The sequence below is a fragment of the Campylobacter peloridis LMG 23910 genome (assembly GCF_000816785.1).
GTDB classification, from domain to species: domain Bacteria; phylum Campylobacterota; class Campylobacteria; order Campylobacterales; family Campylobacteraceae; genus Campylobacter_D; species Campylobacter_D peloridis.
Window position 1 is genome coordinate 1525147 of the sequence record NZ_CP007766.1, and the last position, 20125, is coordinate 1545271.

A 20125-nucleotide genomic window follows, 5' to 3' on the forward strand; every position below is an offset into this window, starting at 1 on the left:
AAAATATAATAAATATTTCAAGGAGCAAAAATGGATATCATTCAAAGATTTATTAATTACACTAAAATAAACACTACCACAAGTAGAGAAAATGGAGCTGCAGGCATAATGCCATCAAGTAAAAATCAAACCGAACTTGCTATTTTACTCGAAAAAGAACTAAAAGAACTTGGTTTAACTAATATCACAAGAAGAGATAATTCAATCACAACTGCACTTTTACCAGCAAATACACAAAATGCACCTAGCATAGCCTTTTTTGCACATTTAGATACAAGTATGGAGCAAACTAATGATACAAATGCAAAAATTACTCATTATAAAGGCGGTGATATATGCTTAAATGAAAATTTACAAATATATTTAAAAGAAAGTGAATTTAAAGAACTTAAAAACTACATAGGAGATGATATTATCCATACTGATGGCACAAGTTTGCTTGGAGCTGATGATAAGGCTGCTATTGCGGCTATTATGGATATGCTAGAATTTTTTGTAAAAAATCCTGATATTAAACATGGTGATATTTATGCTTGCTTTTTGCCTGATGAAGAGCAAGGCTTAAGAGGAGCTAAAGCTTTTGATATAAAAGAAATAAATGCTGATTTTGGATATTGTTTAGATTGTTGTGAGATAGGTGAGTTTATTTATGAAAATTGGAATGCAGGAGATTGTGAAGTAGAATTTATAGGCAAATCAGCTCATCCTATGAGTGCTAAAGGAAAATTGATAAATTCTTTAATCTTAGCTCACAAATTTATATCAATGTTACCAAATGGTGAAGCTCCAGAATATACAGAAAATAAAGAAGGTTATTTTTGGGTCAAAGAATTAAAAGGAAATAGCGCTAAAACTATATTAAAAATAGATGTTAGAGAATTTGATGATGAAAAATACACTCAAAGAATGCAATTTTTGCAAAATTTGTGCGATAGCTTTAAAAAATTATATGGAGAAGAAAGGATAAATATAAAATTAAGCCATCGTTATAAAAATGTATTTAATTCCTTAAAAACAACCGATTGCTTACCTATAAAACTTGCTTTACAAGCATATAAAAATCTAAATATAGAAGCTAAAATCATCCCTATGCGTGGCGGATACGACGGAGCAGTGCTTTCAGAAAAAGGCTTGCCTTGCCCGAATATATTCACAGGAGCACATAATTTTCATTCTATTTATGAATATTTACCTGTTAAATCTTTAAAAGCAGCGAGCAAAGTTTTACAAGAACTCATTATTTTAGCTACAAAATAAATTTAAGCCTTAAAAGGCTTAAATTTATAATAGCACAAAAGCAATTACAACTACTGAAACAACACAACCTAAGGCAGTTCTTTTAACAATTTCTAAAGGACTAACTCCAGCAATAGCCGAAACAATAATACAAGCTCCTAAAATAGGCGAAAGATATCTTCCAAGTACTGCTGACATTGCTACTGCTGTGCCAAGTTTAACTTGATCAAAACCAAGATCTTGTGCATGAATAGTTACGGCTTTATTAAATGCCATAGCAGCAGCATCTCCACTACCTGTAACCATAGCCATTAAAAATGGTATAAAAGTTCCACCAAAACGCACATAATGCTGTTCATTTTTAAGCCACTCTATGATGATATCAATCACTCCACAAGCTTTTAAACCTGCAACAAAAACACTAGCAGCTATGATAATACCTATAATCTCTGCATAAGATTTTCCCATACCATTAAAAAATTCTTTAAAAATGCTATCAGGCCTACTCATAGTTACCACTAAAGCTATAATCGCTCCTAAAAGCATAGCTTCTGCAACCCCAACTTGTTTTGTCCATGTTAAAAACTCATAATCATTTAAAGGACTTGCTCCTATAATTAGTACAAGCAAAGGAACCAAAGGCATTAAAGCATAAAAAATATTCACTTTTTCAATATCATCTTCACTTTTGCCTTGACTTGCTACTTCAAAAACTTGTCCTTTTTGATAATCTTTAAAAACCACTGCCATTATCATCAAAGAAATCATTACTATCACCCCTGCAGTTAATGCATTTGGAGTTTGAGTTAAGACAATTTCTTGTATATTTTTTCCTGAAATTTCTGAAATCAAAGCCGTATGAGAAACACCTGGACTTAAAATTCCCCCTATAGTTCCACAAAGCACCGTTGCTGCTGCCATGGCAGGTTTGATTCCAGAAGCCATTAAAAGTGGTATCAAAGTAGCACCAACCGCGGCTGAACAACCAGCAGCTGAAGGTATAGCTATAGCGATGAAAAAAGTTACCATAAAAGCAAGAGGAATTAAGAAAAATCCTACATTCTTCAAAGGAGCAGTTAATAATTTAACCAAATGTTTATCACACTTAGTAACCTTCATAACAAAAGCAAAACCCATACTAGCACAAATTGCTTTTATCAAAGCAGGCTGCACCATAGCATGCGTAAAAGCACTCAAAGCTTCAATAGGTTTAAATGAAACTAAACATAAAATGAAACCAACACTAATTAAAGCAGTTTTTGTTTCTACCTTTTTAATAAGCAAATAAACAACAGCTATTACTCCTAAAATAGCAGTTAAAAGATAAAAAGTTTGCATTTTTCTCCTTTAAATTTTACATTCTTGATTAGTTTTTAAATATTTAACATTAAAAGGATAAGTTAGTTTTAATACATCATGATAACCAATTATTTTCAAGTTATCATCTTGCACTTTTAATGCTGAACCCTCTGGTATAGCATAAACAATGTCTTTTGGGTTAGTTAGTAAAAACTCCTCCAAACGCTCTTCTCTACTTTCGCCATTATGTCCGGCAATTTTACCACTGATAAAATGAGGATTAATCTGATAAGGAAAAACACCCAAGCTATCAAAACTTTTTGGCATAATTATAGGCATATCATTGGTTGTTTTTATACTAAGACCGGCTATATTTGAACCTGCACTCCATCCTATATAACAAGCTCCATTTTTAACACGCTCCTTTAAGATTTCAAGCAAATCATTTTCATATAATTTATGTAAAAGCATAAAACTATTGCCACCACCCACTAAAAAAACTTTGGAATTTAAAATCGCTTCTTTTTTATCATGAAAATGGTGCAAAGACTTAATATTATCTTTTTTTAATCCTTCTTTCACCCTAGCTTCATATTCATCATAAGTCCTTCTAACTCCTGCATAAGGTATAAAAAGAATTTCTTCATCTATCATGGAATTTTCTTTCAAAAAATCATCCATAAATTCTCTAGTATGGCTTAAATAAGCACTATCTTTATAACCTGAAGCACTAAAAAGCAAAAGTTTTGGCATTATTTTTCCTTGGATATGAATTAAAATTATAATTTTAATATTTAAAAAATGAAAAAACAATTTATTAAAGAAAAAATATTTTATTACTTGTGTTAAAATTCATACAAAGGAAGAATTATGAAAGAAATTTTAATCACTAATGATGATGGTTATGAGAGCGAGGGCTTAAAAAAACTCATAAAAATGCTAAGAAAAGAATTTAAAGCCAAAATCACCATAGTAGCTCCAGCAACTGAAAAATCAGCATGCTCACACTCTATAACCCTAACTAAACCTTTAAGATTTCACAAGGTTGGAAGAAGATTTTATAAACTTGATGATGGCACGCCTGCAGATTGTGTATATCTTGCTTTGCATGCTTTATATAAAAAGCGTTTACCTGATCTTGTCATAAGTGGGATTAATAAAGGCGCTAATGTAGGCGAGGATATAACTTACTCAGGCACTTGTGCAGGTGCTATGGAAGCAGTGCTTCATAAAATTCCTGCCATAGCTTTATCACAATTTTATAAAGATAACCAAAAAGAGCTTGATTACAAACTTGCTTTAAAACTTACTAAAAAAATAGTCAAAAATATCTTTGAAAATGGTTTTCCTTTGGGTGAAAAAGAATTTTTAAATATCAATTTTCCTTCTAACAAAACAGCCTTTCAGGGCTTAAAAATTTGCAAAGCAGGTAAAAGAATTTACAGCTATGAAGCACATTCAAATACAAATCCAAGAGGTGTAGAATACTACTGGCTAGCTGCTGCTAATCTTGATCATGAAAATGAAAAAAACTCAGACATAGCACTTTTAAAACAAGGTTATGCCACGATAACCCCTATAATGCTTGATCTAACAGCTTATAAGCAAATAAAAAATCTCAAAAAATGGATGAAAAATGGATAGATACACGCGTATAAAATGGCTTGTTAATGAAGAAAATTTTATTAAATTTCAAAATACCAAAGTTTTAGTTTGTGGTTTAGGCGGAGTTGGTGGGATTTGTGTTGATACGCTTTTTAGAAGTGGCTTTAGCAATCTAACCTTAATCGATGCGGATAAATTTGAAATTACTAATCAAAACCGCCAACTCCATAGTGAAAATATAGGCGAAGAAAAAGCTAAGGTTTTTGAACGCATTTACAATGCTAAAGGCATAGTTAGTAAAATTGATGATGAGTTTTTAAAAAGTTTTGATTTGAGCGAATTTGATTTAATCATTGATGCGATTGATGATATACCTGCTAAAGTTGCTTTGGCTAATTTACTTGATTTAAAAAAGCAAATTTTTATCTCATCAACCGGTGGTGCTAGAAAGCTTGATCCAACGCGTATTAAAACAACAAGTATATTTAAAACTCATGGTGATGCCCTAGCTAAAAAATTCCGTTATGAGCTTAGAAAATCAGGCTTTAAAGGGGATTTTGATGTGGTATTTTCAGATGAGCAAGCTCATTGTAAAGATCTTGGCTCATTTATGGGTGTGACAGCTTCTTTTGGACTTGCTTTAGCTTCTTTGGCTTTAAGGAAAGTGCTTGATAAGAAAGCTTGATATAAAAGACTTAGCTTCTTATATCAAGCTTTTTAAGCAAAGCGTATCCACTCTTTGTAAAAATGATTACACAAAAGAACAAATTCATGCTTGGATTAATATAGACCAAAAAGCTTGGGAGGAAAAATTTCAAAATCAACTAGGCTTTGCCTATGAAGAAAAAGGCCAAATCATATCTTTTATAAGTATAAATTTAGAAGAAAAAACTCTCGATCTTTACTTTACTCATGCAAACTATGCTCATCAAGGTTATGGCAAAGCTTTATTAGAATTTGCTCTTAAAAACTACCCTTATAATGAAATTTATACTTTTGCTAGTCTTAGTGCTAAAAATTTCTTTTTAAAAAATAATTTCGAAATCATAAAAGAAAATATAGTTTTAAAAAATCAACAAGAATTGAAAAATTTTTTAATGAAAAAGGAAATAAAATGAAAAAATTAAATAAATCAAATTTGACACATAAAAAATAAAGGATGATAAGTTAAGGTATTTTGAAATTCTTTTTCATAGTTTTTTAAAAATGCCTTGCTTATAAAAAATTTATCACCCAAAGCATTTACCCCGCTTAATTTCAAATGCCTAAAAAGCTCTAAAGTATGATCAAATTTTAACTCTTTTAACTCTTCTTTTGCCTTGATAATCTTAAAATTTTTAGAAAGCTTTTGCTTAATTTGCTCTAAAGTTAAATACTCAAGTGATAAATTAGCGCTTTGTTTTATTTGAGTGAAATTTTTTTCTCCAAAAGTAGAAAAAAGCAAAATCCCATTTTTATTTAGCATATTTGCAAGATTTTCTAAAAGCTCATCTATCTTTAGCCACTGCATACAAGCATTGGAAGCTATAAGATCAAATTTTTTCGTATAAAAATGATGATTTTTAAGCTCATTCATATCAAAAATACCAAATTCATCAAACTTACAAGGATTTTCAAAAGCATAAATATCATTTAAAAAATAATGCTTAAATTTAATACACTCTTGCAAAGCCTTGCTAAAAACCCCTACCCCACAGCCAAATTCAAACACTGCTTCAAAATCGCTCAAATCATTCTCACTAAGCATTTTACAAAGCTCTTTAGCCATGGCTTTTTGCACGGGCGAGTTAGCACTATATGTGTTTTTTGCTCTTATGAAAGTTTGCAAAGTGCTTCCCAAGTGTGGTATTTAAAAAATGTAAAATGTGGCTCATCAACAAACATTGCCTTTTCTTTGAAAAAATTTAAAGCATGCTTTGATGGAAAGATTTTATCCTCTTTGCTAATTATAGCTTTATCCCAAGTGAAATTTTCATTTAAATCCTTAGTGCAAAACTCATATAAGCTTAAAAGTTCTTCTTTTAAATACTCATTTTTTTCAAAGTAAAATTCATCACTTAAACTCATTCTTTTTTCAAGCAAATTTGCTTTAAAATCCTCTAAAGCAAATCTTTTCATCGTAAGTTTAAAAATGGCTTTTTTAATCCCAAATTCATCATTTATAGGTAAATTTGTGCCATTTATGGCTATTTTTTTATCAAATTTTATATCTTTTAAAATTTTACTCGCTATGCAAACTCCCATAGAAAAGCCAACAAGAGTGATTTTTTCAAATTTATGAAGATTAATTTCCCAATCAAAACTCGTATAATCATACACCATTAAAACATTTACATCGCTTTTTAAGTGCGTAAAATGGCTAAAATGCGAACAAAACCCTGAAAAAAATAAAATCAACTCAGATGAATTTGCATTTTCATGTAAAAAATGAGTTTTCAAAGTACCTCCAAAACCTTTTCTAAGTCTTTTTTCACTAAACCAGCATGCAAAGAAAAGCGAATTCTAGCTGTATTTTTAGCCACAGTTGGCTCTTTAATAGCAGGTGCAAAAATACCATTTTCTAAAAGCTTTTTAGAAATTTCACTAGCTAGTGCATTTTGTCCTAAAATAAAAGATATCACATAAGCATCACCTAAAACCACACCTTTACTTGCTAAAGCATTTTTAAACCAAGTGCTTAACTCTAAAAGCCTTTTTCTTTGAGTGCTAAATTCATACAAATGCTTAAAAACATGCAAAGTCCAAGCTACATTGATAGGCGCAATAGCAGTTGAGTATATAAAAGCTCTTGCTTTGTTGATAAAAAAATCTTTTTCATCGCTTATCATGCAAGCTCCCATGGAAGCTATAGCCTTACCAAAGGTAAAAACTAAAAAATCCACTTCCTTTTCTAAGCCTAAAAATTTCACATAACCCAAACCATCATCTCCGAAACACCCTATGCTATGAGCTTCATCAATATAAATTTTGATATTTTTAAATTCTTTTTTTAAATTTATGAATTCTTTTATAGGTGCAAAATCTCCATCCATACTAAATAGTGCTTCACTTACGATGATGATATTTTCAAATTCTTTATAATGCTTTTGCACTAAGCTTTGCAAATGCTTTATATTATTGTGCTTAAATCTTATAAATTTAGCCCCGCCAAGCCTTAAACCATCAATAATACTTGCATGCACTTGCTTATCTGCTAAAAACAAAGTATTTTTAATGCTTGCTAAAGCTTGCAAACAGCTAACATTTAAGGCATAGCCGTTGTTAAAATGCAAGATTTTTCTGCCTAATTTAGCTTCTAAAAAGCTTTCAAATTCATCAAAAATCGCATAATTTCCACTCAAGCTTCTTGAGCTTGAACTAGAAAATTCAAATTCTTTTAAATGTGTTAAAAAATCTTGCTTCAATGATTTTTCATTACTTAAATTTAAATAATCATTGCTTGCTAAATTCAGCAATTTTTGCTCATTATAAATAACATATTTTCCCTCATGTTTTAATGAGCGTAGAATTCTAAAATTATTTTGTTGCTTTAACTCATCTAAAATTTGTGCAATTTGCATTATTGTTTAAGCCTTGCATAGTTTTCACAACCCTCATCGCTTTTTAAATCACAAGCCTTGCCAAAATATTCTAAAGCTTTAGAAAGATCCTTTCTAACACCAGATCCATTTACATACATAATCCCGAGATTATTGCAACTACTTCCATTATTCAAATCGCAAGCTTTTTGATGAAACTCAACTGCTTTCAAATTATCCTTTTTTACACCTTGTCCATTTTCATACATGAAACCAAGATTAGAACAACCTAAACCATTTTCTAAGTCACATGCTTTTTGATATAATTCTACTGCTTTGAAATTATCTTTTCTTACACCTTTTCCATTTTCATACATAGCTCCAATACCAAAACAACCGATTCCAATATTTAAATCACAAGATTTTTTATAAAACTCAACTGCTTTAAAATTATTTTTTTTAACACCTTCCCCTCTTTCATACAAAGCTCCAATACCAAAACAACCGATTCCAATATTTAAATCACAAGCTTGTTTGTAATACTTCATAGCATTTATATAATCACCACTTTCATAGGCTTTAATCCCTTTTTCAACCAAATCCTCTTGTGAGTATGCAAAATTTAAAAATAAAATTGTTAGAACAACTAATATTTTTTTCATTATTTTTCCTTTTGAAATTTTAAAATAAAAAAGCTAATTATATAAATATTTTCTAAATAATCCTTTTTCATTTTAAAGCATAAATTTGAGTAAAAATTGTAGTATCATTAGTAATAAAAATCAAAGAAGTAAAAATGAATTTAAAAGAACTAGACTTAAAACACATTTGGCACCCTTGCACACAAATGAGCGATCATGAGTTTTTACCTTTAATACCCATAAAAAAGGCTAAGGGAGTGTATTTGTATGATTTTGATGAAAGATCCTACATAGACTGCATTAGCTCTTGGTGGGTAAATATCTTTGGCCATTGTAATGAGTATATCAATGAAAAAATCAAAGATCAACTTCAAAATTTAGAGCATGTTATACTTGCTGGTTTTTCACATGAGCCTATCATAAAGCTTTCGCAAAGACTTTGTAAGCTTTTACCTTTTGATAAATGCTTTTTTGCAGATAATGGTAGTTCAGCCATAGAAGTGGCTTTAAAAATGAGTTTTCAATACCACTTAAACAATGGCTCTAAAAAGGATAAATTTCTATCACTTAGCAATTCTTACCACGGAGAAACCTTAGGTGCATTAAGCGTTGGCGATGTAGCACTTTATAAAAAAACCTATGAGCCTTTACTTTTAAAAAGTATCACAACACCTGTGCCAACAAGCAAGGACTATACAAAAGAACTTGAAATTTTAGAAAGCATTTTAAAAAATCATCATCATGAAATTTGTGCTTTTATACTTGAGCCTTTACTTCAATGTGCGGGCAATATGCATATGTATGAGCTTGGGTATTTAAATGAAGCGGTTAAACTTGCTAAAAATTATGGCGTGCAAGTGATATTTGATGAAATAGCCACAGGTTTTGGACGCACAGGGGAAATGTTTGCGCTAGATTATTGCTCACAAAGCATTGATTATATATGTCTTTCTAAAGCTATCACGGGTGGGTATTTACCACTTTCAGTGGTGCTTACTAAAGATGAAATTTATGAGAAATTTTATGATAGCTATGAGAGCCAAAAAGCCTTTTTACACTCTCATTCTTACACGGGTAATGCCCTAGCTTGTGTAGCAGCTAATGCGACTTTGGATATTTTTGAAAAAGAAAATATCATCGCAAAAAATAAAATCAAAAGTGCTTTTATGAAAACTCAATGGGAGAGTTTAAAAGAATTTGATTTTTTAGGAAATTTTAGAAATTTAGGCATGGTAAGTGCATTTGATATACAAAAAAGCAAATACCAAAGAGCAGGACTTGAAGTCTTTCAAAGAGCCTTAGAAAAAGGCTTGCTTTTAAGACCACTTGGAAATACAATTTATTTCATGCCGCCATATGTTATAAATGAAGATGAGATTGCTTATGTAGTGCAGTCTTTAAGAGAGATTTTCAAGGATTTTTGAAAGTTTTTCGCACACTTTATCATCAAATTCTATGATGGGAATTTTAGCGTAATTGCTTATAAAATCCTTGCTAAAAGTATCTTGGGTTTCTAAGATTAAAGCAAGGATTTTAATATCTCTTTGTTTTAGTGCTTCTATGCTTAAAAGCGTGTGATTGATACTTCCTAGATAGTCTTTTGCTACTAAAATCGTAGGATGTTTAAACGCACTCATATAATCAATCATTGTTTTTTCATCATCAAGGGGCGAAAAAAGCCCACCAGCTAGCTCGATAATGAGTTTTTCACTTTGTGGAATTTGTATATCAAAAGCTTTATAGTTTAAATTCTCTAAAATCCTGCCTTTGTGTGGTGAAGCAGGGGTTTTTAAAAACACGCCTTCTTTAAAAATCTTAGTTTTTGGACTAAACTCAGCTACCATCTCGCTATCTTTTGGCGTGCCTGCTTGGATAAGCTTAAAATAATCAAATCCTAATTCCTTGCAAATTCTAGCACTTAGATAAGTTTTACCAACATCTGTGTCTATACCGCTAATGTATATTTTCATTTTAAACCTATGAAAGTATTTTTAAACCCACGGTACAAGCAATGATAAGAGCAATCAAAAAAAGCTTTAAAAAGCTTTTGCTTTCTTTATAAAAAAGCACCCCTACGATAACCCCACCTGCAGTTCCAGCTCCTGTCCATATAGAATAAGCCACACTCATAGCAATGCTTTGCATACTAAGACTTAAAAATCCAAAAGAAAAACCAAAACACACTATCAAAGCTAAAAGATAAAGCTTATTTTTAGTGCTTACAAGTTGCTTCATGATAATCACACCAAAAATTTCAAAAGCAGTCGCTAAGAATAAAAAAAACCATTCCATTACTTAGCTTCCTTGCTAATGATTTTAAGGCCTATGATACTTAAAAGTAAAATAGCTATTAAAGTAAGCTTGGTAATAGAACTTGGCTCATTGAAAATAAACATCTCATTAAGCACCACTCCAATCGTGCCAATACCTACAAAAACACTATAAGCAATGCTTACTTCAAGTCTTTCGCAAGCTTTTAAAAAACATGTAAAAGATATACAAACCCCAATGGCTGTTAAAGCATAATGCCAAATTTCAGTAGAGTATTTTAAACCACTCACCCAAAAACACTCAACCAAACCACCCAAAATAACCATAAACCAACCAAAATTAGAACTTATTCTTGTTTTTTCTATCATCATTTGCCTTTTTAAAATTGGGAATTATAACTAAAATTATAAAATATTTTCAAAAATAAAATTAATTATTATTTAAATTTTATTTTTATAGAATAATACTTCATAAACAAATCAAAAAGGAGAATTAAAATGAAATTTTTAGCAGGTAGCAAAAAGGCTTTACTTGTTTTAGCAAGTTTAGCGCTTTTATCAAGCACAAGCACTTTGGCAAAAGATTTCACCCCTGTGATTGTAATCCATGGAGGAACAAGTGGCTTAGGACTTACAAAAGAGGAATTTGCCAAAAGAGAAAAGGTTATGAAAGAATCTTTAAAAGCGGGTCAAAAAATACTCGAAAATGGTGGTAGCTCAGTTGATGCAGTAATTGCAGCTATTAAAGTTATGGAAGATAGTCCTGAATTTAATGCTGGCAAAGGTGCTGTTTTTACCTCTGATGGATACAACGAACTTGATGCATCTTTAATGGATGGAAAGAATTTAAAAGCAGGTGCTGTTGCTATGGCAAGAACAATTAAAAATCCTATAGAAGCAGCAAGGATTGTTATGGAAAAAACACCTCATACTTTAATAGCAGGTGAAGGTGCTGATAAACTAGCAAAAAAACATGGCTTAGAAATAGTAGGCCAAAAATACTTCTTTACAGAACACAGATACAAACAACTTCAAGAAGCTAAAAAAAGCAAAGAAGTTTTATTAGATAGTGATAAAGCAAAAGCACATCTTGGAGTAAGCACAGAACCTTATTTAGGAACTGTTGGTGCTATAGCTTTAGACAAAAATGGGAATTTAGCAGCAGGAACAAGCACAGGTGGCACGACTAATAAAATGACTGGTCGTATAGGGGATTCTCCTATCATAGGAGCAGGAAATTATGCAAATAATGACTCAGTTGCAGTATCTTGCACAGGCACTGGTGATATTTATATAAGAGTTGCAGCAGCTCATGAAGTAGCTTCTTTATATGAGTATAAAAAACTTCCTATTACTAAAGCTGCACAAGAAACAATCAAACAAGTTGCTGAGCTTGGTGGAACTGGTGGAATTATCTCAATAGATAAAAAAGGTAATGTTGGTTATGCTTGGACAAAAGATAAGCTTGGAATGTATCATGGTCAAGCAAGAATTGGCGAAGAACCAAAAGTATTTTGGCCTCTTGGAAATAACTAGCGTAATTTAATTTTTCTAGTGCCTCTTAATTTAAAAATTTTTGAGGCACTGCTTTCAAAAAAAACCTTATCAACCACTATATCAGCTCTTTGTATAGCCCATTTTTCATCAAATTTTTTTTCATGTAAGTTTGCAGAAGTAGAATAAAGCCAATCAAATTCTTTCAAAAATTTTTCATGAGTACAATCTTTTACAACGCGAATTGCTTTGGCATTTGGGTATAAAAAAGTGGTTTTTTTGGCTTTTCTTATAGTGTTTTTGAATTTATTTGGCACTCTTGTAAGTTTTTTAAGCTCACTAAATTTAGCCGTTGTGATAAGACAAGCTTTGTTTATATCTCTTTGTTTTAATGAATTTAGGGCTTTTAAGTCCTTGCTTAAAAACCCTGCTGTTGTATCAGTTTGCGCTAGATAAATCATGCCTTTAAATACTCTTGCAAGCTTTTTACTTCAAGATAAGATTGATCTTGTATAGCCTTAATGGCTTTAGCGCCTGCATAAGCTGCTCTTAAATTAGTAAAATAAGGTGTTTTAAAACGCAAGATATTAGCTCTTATTTTTTTCGTATCGCCTTTAAAACTATGCTCATCACTAGTATTTATAGCAAGTTGAATTTGTGAATTTTTAAGCTTATCCTCTACATTTGGACGCCCTTCTGAAATTTTATGTACAAACTCACACTCTAAACCTGCTTCTTGCAAAATCTTATAAGTTCCACTTGTTGCTATGATTTTAAAGCCAAGTTTGATATATTCACTTGCTAAATCTACTGCGTATTTTTTATCTTGTTCTCTTAACGATAAAAAGACATTGCCACTTTCTGGTAAAAAATTAGACGAAGCAAGCTGGCTTTTTGCGTATGAATTTGCAAAATCCTTACTCACTCCCATAACTTCACCCGTTGAACGCATCTCAGGCCCAAGCTCAAGATCGCTTCCACTAAGCTTAGCAAAAGGAAAAACCACTGATTTTACGCTAATATGCTTTGGCTTTTTAGCCCTTAAAATCCCGTTTTTTTCTTCTACCATTTTAAAGCTATCATAAAAACTCAAGCTCTCGCGTAAATTCCCTTGCCACATCACACGCGTTGCAACCTTAGCCAAAGGAATACCCGTTGCTTTACTCACAAAAGGTACGGTTCTACTTGCTCTTGGATTTACTTCTATCATATAAAGTTTATTATCATGTATAGCAAATTGTATATTTAAAAGCCCTATAACACCTAAATTTAAAGCAATATCCTTAGTTTTTTGCTCTATTAATTCAAGCATATTTTCACTGATATTTATAGTAGGCAAAGAACAAGCACTATCACCTGAGTGAATTCCTGCTTCTTCAATATGCTCCATTATACCCCCAATATACACATCTTTACCATCGCTAATTGCATCAACATCAAGCTCGGTTGCATTGTCTAAAAACTGATCTATAAGCACTGGGGATTTATCGCTTACATCTACTGCTTCTTGCATATAAAGCCTAAGTTCATTCTCATCATGCACCACACGCATTGCACGCCCACCTAAAACATAACTTGGCCTAACAAGCACGGGATAATTAATCTCATTTGCCTTTAAAACTGCTTCTTCAACACTCGTTGCTGTGCTATTTTTTGGCTGATTAATGCCTAGATCTTCAACAAATTTAGCAAATTTCTTTCTATCCTCGGCTAAATCTATCACCCTTGCATTTGTGCCTATAATCTTTGCACCAAAAACACTAAGGCGTTTAGCAAATTTAAGCGGAGTTTGGCCTCCAAAATGCACTATCACCCCATCAGGTTTTTCTTTATCAATCACTGCTCTTAAATGCTCAAAATCAATAGGTTCAAAATAAAGCACATCGCTTGTATCATAATCAGTAGAAACGGTTTCTGGATTGCAATTATACATTATAGTCTTTACGCCCATATCTTTAAGCGCAAAAGAAGCATGCACGCAAGCATAGTCAAATTCTATACCTTGTCCTATGCGGTTTGGCCCCCCGCCTATAATCATCACTTTTTTTTCTTTTTTGTCTTTGCTTTCTTTAATTTGGGTTAATTCACTAGCATTAATGCTTGAGTATAAATACGGCGTTAATGCTTCAAATTCTCCCGCACAAGTATCAACTTCGCTATATTGAGCGATAATTTTATGCTTAATCCTTGCATAATAAATATCATTTTGGCTGAGTTCAAGATTGTCTTTTTGATTAATCAAGCTGGCAATTTTTTTATCAGAAAAGCCCATAGTTTTTGCTTTTCTAAGTAAATTTTTATCGCTTAAAATATCCATATCAATTTTTTCTTCAAAATCAACTATTTCTTTGATTTGATTTAAAAACCAAGTATCAATCTTACAAAGCTCATAAAGTTCTTGAGTGCTAAAGCCTTCTCTAAAAGCTTGTGCTATATAAAGTAAGCGTTTTTCATTAGCATGGCGTATTTTTGTTATAAGCGTGTTTTTATCACAATTTATCACATCAAAACCACTTAAATTTCTTTCAAGCGAGCATAAAGCCTTTTGCATACTTTCTTTAAAAGTGCGTCCTATTGCCATAACTTCACCCACGCTTTTCATAGCAGTACCAAGCTCAGTGCTTGCGCTTGGAAATTTTTCAAAGGTAAAACGCGGAATTTTAGTTACTATATAATCAATAGCTGGCTCAAAAGAAGCAGGGGTACCTGTGATATCATTTTTAATCTCATCTAAACTAAAACCCACTGCCAAAAGTGTGGCAACTTTAGCGATAGGATAGCCTGTTGCTTTACTAGCAAGTGCTGAAGATCTTGAAACCCTAGGATTCATTTCAATCACTATCATTCTACCATTAACAGGATTAATCGCAAATTGCACATTAGAACCGCCAGTATCCACACCTATTTCACGCAAAATCGCAAAAGAAGCATTACGCATAGCTTGGTATTCTTTATCAGTTAGAGTTAAAGCGGGTGCTATGGTTATGCTATCACCTGTATGCACGCCCATAGGATCAACATTTTCTATAGAACAAACTATAATGCAATTATCGTTTTTATCGCGGATAACTTCCATTTCATATTCTTTCCAACCAAGCAAACTTTCTTCGATTAAAATTTCATGGATTGGACTTAAGGCTAGTGCTGAATTTGCAAGTTCTCTAAACTCATCCATATTATATACCACGCCACTTCCAGCACCCCCTAAGGTAAAAGAAGCTCTAATCATCAAAGGAAAACCTATTTCATCTACTGCTTTTAAGGCTTCTTCGTAATTATACGCATACATTGACTTTGGTAAATCCATACCGATTTTTTTCATACATTCTTTAAAAACTTGTCTATCCTCGCCTTTTTCAATAGCCTTTGGATTAGCCCCTAAGAATTTAACATCTTTAAGCTCATTGCTTTTATAAACTTCCATAGCCACATTAAGCGCTACTTGTCCGCCCATAGTAGGCAAAATCGCGTCAATTTTTTCTTTTTTTATTATGCTTAAAATGCTTTCTTTGGTAATTGGCTCTATATAAGTTGCATCAGCAAATTCAGGATCTGTCATTATCGTAGCGGGGTTTGAATTGATTAAAACCACTCTATAACCTAATTCTTTTAAAGTTTTTGCTGCTTGAGTTCCAGAATAATCAAATTCACAAGCTTGACCTATAATTATAGGCCCACTGCCTATTAATAAAATATTTTTTATATCTGTTCTTTTTGGCATGAATTTTCCTAAGCTAAAATTTTAAGCCAAATTATAACAAAGTTTAGTTTTTTAAAAGTTGAAAAATGAAAATATTTAATTTTCTACCATATAAAGATAACTAGGAACTTTCATTTTTACATAAGGTTTAACATAAGCGTTTTGATAAGCACCTTCTTCTTCTATTTTGAAAATTTCTCCCACAGGAATTCCTGAAAAAAATATCTCATCTAAACCACTTGTATATACTTTATCACCCATTTTAAGTTCAAGCCATTTTGGAATATATTTTACCAAAACATAATCATTTCTTCCATGAGCAATACCTGGAGCTTGTTCTTTACCTATATATACAGAAAAAATACACTCTTCATCACCTTGCAAAAGTCCTAAAGCTTTACCATTTTTTTCCACTACAATTCCAGCTGTATAGCCATTATAAATTAAACCTTTAACTTTTCCTTTATAATCTAATATATCAAGCCACACTTTATGATAATCACTAATTTGAACATACGAAATTGCTTTAACCAAACTCACACTAGGATAATAAAAGCTAGAATTTCTATCACTTAGTATGTTATTTAACTCATTAGCAAAATTTTTCATTAAAATGGTATTTTTTTCAAGCTCTAAATTTCTCTCTCGTAAATTATGAATTTCTTGGACTTGATTAAAATGTTCATTAAGTTTATTTTTAAAAAAATCAATACCATAATAAAATTTACTAATAATTATGGTATTTAAATTTAAGATATTTCGTTTTATTACATCTCCATAATAAAACGAAACAAAGACTAAAAAAGATAAAACAAGTATGCTAAAAATCTTACTCTTCATTGGTTAGCTGATGTAATAGTGCAATTTCTTCTAAGGCTTTTCCTGTTCCCTTTGCCACTGCTAAAAGTGGTTCATCTGCCACATAAACAGGAAGTTTTACAATCTCTGATAAATACTTATCAAGCCCGCGTATTAAAGCTCCGCCTCCTGTTAAAACAACACCATTTTCTACTATATCTGCAGCAAGATCAGGTGGCATCATTTCAAGAACAATCTTTAATGCATCTGCAATTTCTTTTAAATGTTCACGCATAGCCTCTCTTACATCTTCACTTGTAAGTTCAATCCTGTTTAATAATCCTGTAACTTGATCACGCCCTTTAACCACCATAGAAAGTTCTTTTGGAAGCTGCACTGCTGAACCTATAGCGATTTTAATTTCCTCGCCTGTTCTCTCACCTATAACAAGATTATATTTTTCTTTTACATAATTTACTATACTAGTATCAAGTTTATCGCCTGCTGTGCGGATGGATTTTGAAATCACAAGTCCACCCAAAGAAGTAACACCAATTTCAGTTGTTCCTCCACCTATATCAACTACTAAACTTCCTTGAGGCTCTCTAATTGGCAAATTTGCACCAATAGCTGCTGCCATAGGCTCTTCTATCAAAAATACCTCTCTAGCTCCAGCACTTAATGCACTCTCTCTAACGGCCTTTCTTTCAACTTGAGTTAAACCATAAGGCACAGAAATGATAATTCTAGGTCTTAAAAAAGTTTTTCTTCTATGGGTTTTTTCTATAAAATAACGAATCATTTTTTCAGTCATATCAAAATCAGCTATAACTCCATCTTTCATAGGACGGATTGCTTCTATATTACCAGGGGTTTTTCCTACCATTTCTTTAGCTTCTTTACCAACTGCTAAAATTTTAACCCTTCCATATCTTTCACGCTCCACTGCAACTACTGAAGGCTCATCTATTACTATACCTTTATCTTTTACTAAAACTAAAGTATTTGCAGTTCCTAAATCTATACCCATATCACTTGAAAAAAATCCAATTATTTGATCTAAAATCATTTTCAGCCTTTATTTTTTTTATTTTTAATAAACAAAGGTTTTGCACCTTCTTTAATTACTTCTTTAGTAATTACTATGCTATAACCCTTATACTCTGGTAAATCAAACATTAAATCTACCATCATCTCTTCAATAATACTTCTTAAACCCCTAGCTCCTGTTTTGCGTTCTAATGAAAGCTTAGCAATTTCCCTTAATGCTTCATCTTCAAATTTTAACTCAACATCATCAATGGCAAAAAGTTTTTGATATTGCTTTATGATAGCATTTTTTGGCTCAGTTAAAATTCGCACCATGCTTTCTTCATCGAGTTCTTCAAGCGATGCAATCACATGCAATCTTCCTATAAGCTCAGGTATCAAACCAAAATGAACTAAATCATCAGGTTCTAATTTTTGAAGTAATGCTTCTTTTTCATTTTGCTTTTCATCAGTAAAAAAACCCATAACATTATCACCCAGTTTTCTTTTGATAATATCACTAATACCATCAAAAGCTCCACCACAAACAAATAAAATATTAGTTGTATCTATTTGAATAAAATCTTGATTAGGATGCTTTCTACCCCCTTTTGGTGGGATATTTACTAAAGATCCTTCTATGATTTTAAGCAAGGCTTGTTGCACGCCTTCACCACTTACATCTCTTGTAATTGATCTATTTTCACTCATTCTAGCAATTTTATCAATCTCGTCAATAAAAACTATCCCTTTTTGCGCTCTTTGAACATCTCCATCTGCAGCTTGTAAAAGACGAGTAAGAATATTTTCAACATCTTCTCCCACATAACCAGCTTCAGTTAAAGAAGTTGCATCACAAATGGCTATTGGCACATCTAAAAATCTTGCTAAAGTTTGTGCTAATAAGGTTTTTCCACTACCAGTTGGCCCTACAAGTAAAATGTTTGATTTTGCTAATTCTGTATCATCATCTTCTAAATCCGCTCTAAAAAGCCTTTTGTAATGATTATAAACACCTACACTAAATATCTTTTTTGCTCTATCTTGTCCTATAACATATTTATCTAAATATGCTTTTAATTCCTTAGGAGTAATATCTTTAAAATTTTCTGTATCAAGTTCTTTATTTTTTAATTCTTTTTCTTCTCCAAAGAATATACTGCAAGCACTTTCAGCACAATACTCACAAATAAATGCATTGTTATAATCATTTACCAAAATTCTTCTTTCGCTTGTTTCAAGCTCATTGCAAAAACTACACCTTTTAACCATTGTTTTTTCCTTTATAAATAGGAATTCCTCTTTTTGTTTCTAAGATAAAAGAACACATTTTTTTAACATTTTCACTTTTTGTTTCTTGGAGTAATTTTATAGCATTATCTTTTAAATTTCCTTGCCTAAACAAAAATTTAAAAGCCTTGCTTAAATTTTCTACTTCTTCTTTATCAAAACGCCTTCTAATACCTACTAAATTTAAACTTCTTATACTAGCACGATTTCCTTCAGCCAAACAAAAAGGCACTATATCTTGAGAAAGTGCACTAGCTCCTGCTATCATACAACCCTCACCCACTTTAACAAATTGATGAATTGGAGTTAAACCACCTACAACGGTGTAATCCCCAAGCTCTACATGCCCTGCTAAAGTAGCATTATTGGCTAATATAATATTATTTCCTAAAATACAATCATGTGCTATATGAGAATATGCCATAATAAAAGCATTATCACCTATTCTAGTGTATCCATCGCCTTTAGCTGTTCCTGAATTTATAGTAACAAATTCTCTAATAACTGCATTTTTGCCTATTATCACGCCTGAATTTATCTCATCTTTATAAGAAATATCTTGCGGGATATCCCCAACTATGGCATAAGAAAAAACTTTAGAATTTTCACCTATGCTAACATTTGGTAAAATTCTTGCACCCTGCTTGATAACACAATTTGTATCTATTTTGGCATTTTTTCCAACATAAGCATAAGCTTCTATCACAACACCATCTGCGATAATAGCTCCATCTTCTATAACTGCACTTGGATGAATATTTTTCATTATTTATCTACTATCATTGCTTTAAGTTCTGCTTGTGCGACTAATTGTCCATCAACAAAAGCTTTACCTTCAAAAATCCACATATTACCGCGATTTTTAACCACACTCATTTCATAATCAAGTCTATCCCCTGGACGCACTGGGTTTCTAAATTTAGCATTATCAATACCTGTAAAATACACCACCTTAGATGATGGATCTACTTTTTCATCCATACTTTCAAAAGCCAAAACCCCGCCTGTTTGAGCCATACCTTCTAGTATCAAAACACCAGGATATATAGGATGATCAGGAAAATGTCCCATAAAAACATGATCGCTTATGCTAATATTTTTATAACCTCTAACAATTTCTTTATTTTTTAATTCTACGATTTTATCTACAAGCAAAAATGGATACCTATGTGGTAAAATTTTTTGAATTTGCATAACATCTATCATAAATTAAACCTTAAAATATATTCAAAATTCAGATTTTAC

Annotated in this window: 22 protein-coding genes; 6 read left to right on the forward strand and 16 right to left on the reverse strand. The window is 31.8% G+C overall.

Features of this window, described 5'->3' with window-relative positions:
- Window positions 1-30 precede the first annotated feature (30 nt).
- Complete coding sequence (gene pepT / locus CPEL_RS07450) at window positions 31-1257, forward strand: peptidase T (RefSeq protein WP_044599295.1); 1227 nt, start codon at window positions 31-33, stop codon at window positions 1255-1257.
- Window positions 1258-1281: 24 nt separating this feature from the next.
- Here pepT and dcuC read toward each other — a convergent pair whose 3' ends face one another.
- Window positions 1282-2574 (reverse strand): C4-dicarboxylate transporter DcuC, encoded by a 1293-nt coding sequence (dcuC, locus tag CPEL_RS07455; protein WP_044599296.1) that lies wholly within the window; start codon window positions 2572-2574, stop codon window positions 1282-1284.
- A gap of 9 nt (window positions 2575-2583) precedes the next feature.
- Window positions 2584-3288 (reverse strand): dipeptidase PepE, encoded by a 705-nt coding sequence (pepE, locus tag CPEL_RS07460; protein WP_044599297.1) that lies wholly within the window; start codon window positions 3286-3288, stop codon window positions 2584-2586.
- A gap of 117 nt (window positions 3289-3405) precedes the next feature.
- On the opposite strand from pepE, the gene surE reads away from it, so the two are divergent.
- The 3 genes from surE to CPEL_RS07475 are packed head-to-tail and all read left to right on the forward strand — an operon-like array spanning window position 3406 to window position 5258.
- Entirely contained in the window at window positions 3406-4179 is a 774-nt protein-coding gene (gene surE, locus CPEL_RS07465) for a 5'/3'-nucleotidase SurE (protein ID WP_044599298.1), read from the forward strand.
- Window positions 4172-4825, forward strand: coding sequence for a dinucleotide-utilizing enzyme, molybdopterin/thiamine biosynthesis family 1 (locus tag CPEL_RS07470; protein ID WP_044599299.1), 654 nt, complete (start codon window positions 4172-4174; stop codon window positions 4823-4825). Before surE ends, CPEL_RS07470 begins: the two co-directional genes overlap by 8 nt.
- Window positions 4809-5258 carry a GNAT family N-acetyltransferase gene (locus tag CPEL_RS07475; RefSeq protein WP_044599300.1) on the forward strand — a complete coding sequence of 150 codons (450 nt, stop codon included), beginning with the start codon at window positions 4809-4811 and terminating at the stop codon, window positions 5256-5258. The genes CPEL_RS07470 and CPEL_RS07475 overlap by 17 nt, the downstream gene beginning before the upstream one ends.
- A 14-nt stretch (window positions 5259-5272) precedes the next feature.
- Here CPEL_RS07475 and bioC read toward each other — a convergent pair whose 3' ends face one another.
- Genes bioC through CPEL_RS07495 form a run of 4 tightly spaced genes read right to left on the reverse strand, consistent with a single transcriptional unit; the run spans window position 5273 to window position 8320 of the window.
- Window positions 5273-5968 (reverse strand): malonyl-ACP O-methyltransferase BioC, encoded by a 696-nt coding sequence (gene bioC, locus CPEL_RS07480; protein WP_049984604.1) that lies wholly within the window; start codon window positions 5966-5968, stop codon window positions 5273-5275.
- A complete protein-coding gene (locus tag CPEL_RS07485) occupies window positions 5953-6579 on the reverse strand; it encodes a pimeloyl-ACP methyl esterase BioG family protein (RefSeq protein ID WP_044599302.1) in 627 nt (208 codons plus the stop codon). Before CPEL_RS07485 ends, bioC begins: the two co-directional genes overlap by 16 nt.
- Complete coding sequence (locus CPEL_RS07490; RefSeq protein ID WP_044599303.1) at window positions 6576-7700, reverse strand: aminotransferase class I/II-fold pyridoxal phosphate-dependent enzyme; 1125 nt, start codon at window positions 7698-7700, stop codon at window positions 6576-6578. The genes CPEL_RS07485 and CPEL_RS07490 overlap by 4 nt, the downstream gene beginning before the upstream one ends.
- Window positions 7700-8320 carry a TPR repeat protein, Sel1 subfamily gene (locus CPEL_RS07495; RefSeq protein WP_044599304.1) on the reverse strand — a complete coding sequence of 207 codons (621 nt, stop codon included), beginning with the start codon at window positions 8318-8320 and terminating at the stop codon, window positions 7700-7702. The genes CPEL_RS07490 and CPEL_RS07495 overlap by 1 nt, the downstream gene beginning before the upstream one ends.
- A gap of 134 nt (window positions 8321-8454) precedes the next feature.
- On the opposite strand from CPEL_RS07495, the gene CPEL_RS07500 reads away from it, so the two are divergent.
- A complete protein-coding gene (locus tag CPEL_RS07500; RefSeq protein ID WP_044599305.1) occupies window positions 8455-9723 on the forward strand; it encodes an adenosylmethionine--8-amino-7-oxononanoate transaminase in 1269 nt (422 codons plus the stop codon).
- On the opposite strand, the gene bioD is transcribed toward CPEL_RS07500, so the two are convergent.
- From bioD to CPEL_RS07515, 3 genes are read right to left on the reverse strand one after another with little or no spacing between them, the layout of a single operon-like run.
- Window positions 9697-10269, reverse strand: a complete 573-nt coding sequence (gene bioD / locus CPEL_RS07505; protein ID WP_044599306.1) for a dethiobiotin synthase — start codon at window positions 10267-10269, stop codon at window positions 9697-9699. The genes CPEL_RS07500 and bioD overlap by 27 nt on opposite strands.
- Window positions 10270-10276: 7 nt before the next feature.
- The gene (locus tag CPEL_RS07510; protein ID WP_044599307.1) at window positions 10277-10591 is read right to left on the reverse strand and encodes a DMT family transporter; all 315 of its coding nucleotides are present in this window, start codon (window positions 10589-10591) and stop codon (window positions 10277-10279) included.
- Window positions 10591-10938 carry a DMT family transporter gene (locus CPEL_RS07515; protein WP_044599308.1) on the reverse strand — a complete coding sequence of 116 codons (348 nt, stop codon included), beginning with the start codon at window positions 10936-10938 and terminating at the stop codon, window positions 10591-10593. The genes CPEL_RS07510 and CPEL_RS07515 overlap by 1 nt, the downstream gene beginning before the upstream one ends.
- Window positions 10939-11067: 129 nt before the next feature.
- Here CPEL_RS07515 and CPEL_RS07520 point away from each other — a divergent pair, with 129 nt between their 5' ends.
- Window positions 11068-12105, forward strand: a complete 1038-nt coding sequence (locus tag CPEL_RS07520) for an isoaspartyl peptidase/L-asparaginase family protein (protein WP_044599309.1) — start codon at window positions 11068-11070, stop codon at window positions 12103-12105.
- On the opposite strand, the gene CPEL_RS07525 is transcribed toward CPEL_RS07520, so the two are convergent.
- The 7 genes from CPEL_RS07525 to fabZ form a co-directional block, all read right to left on the reverse strand.
- Entirely contained in the window at window positions 12102-12524 is a 423-nt protein-coding gene (locus CPEL_RS07525; RefSeq protein WP_044599310.1) for a Sua5 YciO YrdC YwlC family protein, read from the reverse strand. The two genes, CPEL_RS07520 and CPEL_RS07525, sit on opposite strands and share 4 nt — an antisense overlap.
- Entirely contained in the window at window positions 12521-15784 is a 3264-nt protein-coding gene (carB, locus tag CPEL_RS07530) for a carbamoyl-phosphate synthase large subunit (protein ID WP_044599311.1), read from the reverse strand. Before carB ends, CPEL_RS07525 begins: the two co-directional genes overlap by 4 nt.
- Window positions 15785-15859: 75 nt before the next feature.
- Window positions 15860-16603, reverse strand: coding sequence for a rod shape-determining protein MreC (gene mreC, locus CPEL_RS07535; RefSeq protein ID WP_044599312.1), 744 nt, complete (start codon window positions 16601-16603; stop codon window positions 15860-15862).
- Window positions 16593-17630, reverse strand: coding sequence for a rod shape-determining protein (locus tag CPEL_RS07540; protein WP_044599313.1), 1038 nt, complete (start codon window positions 17628-17630; stop codon window positions 16593-16595). The genes mreC and CPEL_RS07540 overlap by 11 nt, the downstream gene beginning before the upstream one ends.
- 2 nt (window positions 17631-17632) lie before the next feature.
- Window positions 17633-18862 carry an ATP-dependent Clp protease ATP-binding subunit ClpX gene (gene clpX, locus CPEL_RS07545; RefSeq protein ID WP_044599314.1) on the reverse strand — a complete coding sequence of 410 codons (1230 nt, stop codon included), beginning with the start codon at window positions 18860-18862 and terminating at the stop codon, window positions 17633-17635.
- Entirely contained in the window at window positions 18855-19646 is a 792-nt protein-coding gene (lpxA, locus tag CPEL_RS07550) for an acyl-ACP--UDP-N-acetylglucosamine O-acyltransferase (RefSeq protein WP_044599315.1), read from the reverse strand. Before lpxA ends, clpX begins: the two co-directional genes overlap by 8 nt.
- Window positions 19646-20086 carry a 3-hydroxyacyl-ACP dehydratase FabZ gene (gene fabZ / locus CPEL_RS07555; protein WP_044599316.1) on the reverse strand — a complete coding sequence of 147 codons (441 nt, stop codon included), beginning with the start codon at window positions 20084-20086 and terminating at the stop codon, window positions 19646-19648. The genes lpxA and fabZ overlap by 1 nt, the downstream gene beginning before the upstream one ends.
- Window positions 20087-20125 lie beyond the last annotated feature (39 nt).